General features: G+C 66.4%; 2 protein-coding genes. Both read left to right on the plus strand.

All coding sequences use genetic code 11. The features are described 5' to 3' along the window. Positions 1 to 65 precede the first annotated feature (65 nt). The gene (locus FL344_RS38155; protein ID WP_141594699.1) at positions 66 to 608 is read left to right on the plus strand and encodes a winged helix-turn-helix domain-containing protein; all 543 of its coding nucleotides are present in this window, start codon (positions 66 to 68) and stop codon (positions 606 to 608) included. After that, positions 560 to 1,047: transposase (locus FL344_RS38160; RefSeq protein WP_228565669.1), on the plus strand; the 488-nt coding region annotated here is incomplete at its 3' end. The genes FL344_RS38155 and FL344_RS38160, both read left to right, overlap by 49 nt.

Here is a 1,047-nt window from a genome sequence, read left to right on the forward strand (position 1 = left end):
CTAATGAGCTTCAGGGAGTGAGGTTAAGAGCGAGGCTGTTGAGTTCGTGAGGAGGTGCACTTCCCATGGCTTGGCAGCCTCGCCGGCTCTCCGCCGAGCAGCAGCAGGAGCGGCGCCTTGAGGCAGCACGTCTGCTGCGTCGCGGCGTTCCGCAGGTGCGCGTCGCGCGCGAGTTCGGGGTGTCCGAGGCGGCGGTGAGCAAATGGGCCGCACGGCTGCGTTCGGGCGGTCTGCGTGCGCTGCGTGCACGCCGACACCCAGGGCGACGCTCGCGATTGACGCCCACGCAATGGCAGCAGGTAGCAAGCACCCTGCGCGCGGGCGCACTCGTAGCAGGCTTTCCCACCGAGCGCTGGACGCTGCGGCGTGTCGCGAATGTCATCCAACGTCGCTACGGCGTGCGCTACCACCCGAATTACCTGGGCGGCCCGTTGCGCCGCCTGGGCTTCAGCCCGCAGCGGCCGACCACCCAGGCTCGTGAGCGGGATGATGCGCTCGTTCAAGCGTGGCTCCGGCGCGATTGGCCGCTCATCAAAAGGGGGCTCGTCGAAGCGGGGCAGTGCTTGCCCTCCTGGACGAAACGGGTCACTCGTTTCGGGCCCGTATAGGCAGCACATGGGCACCGGTGGCTCATGCCCCTGTGCTGCGCCGGGTGGAGAGATACCGGAGGGAAGTGACGAGCATGGTTGCCCTGACGGCACCGCTTCGCCCAGGTGAGCGTCCACGCCTGTTCGCCCGGCATATCGAGGGCAGCGTCCATGGCTCCGACGTCATTGCCTTCCTGCGTTACCTGCATCAGCGCCTGGGCGGCCGACCTGTGTGGCTGGTGTGGGACAGGCTGCAGGCTCATCGCGCAGCGAATGTGCAACGCTTTTTGACGCGATACCCACGGGACTTCCGCGTGTACTTCCTGCCCGCCTACACCCCGGACCTCAATCCCGAAGAGCAGTGCAATGCGAGCGTCAAGAAGGCCCTGCTCAACACTCTGCCTGGAAGCATTGAGGAATTGCGTCGACAGGCGCGCAGGGAGTTTCGGCGGCTCCAGCA

Origin of the sequence: Myxococcus sp. AB036A (assembly GCF_006547355.1) — a bacterium.
In the GTDB taxonomy this organism is placed as follows: domain Bacteria; phylum Myxococcota; class Myxococcia; order Myxococcales; family Myxococcaceae; genus Myxococcus; species Myxococcus virescens.

What these genes read in the sequence shown, in the direction of transcription:
- FL344_RS38155 (WP_141594699.1), top strand. Translation starts at nt 66, where the DNA reads ATGGCTTGGCAGCCTCGCCGGCTCTCCGCCGAGCAGCAGCAGGAGCGG.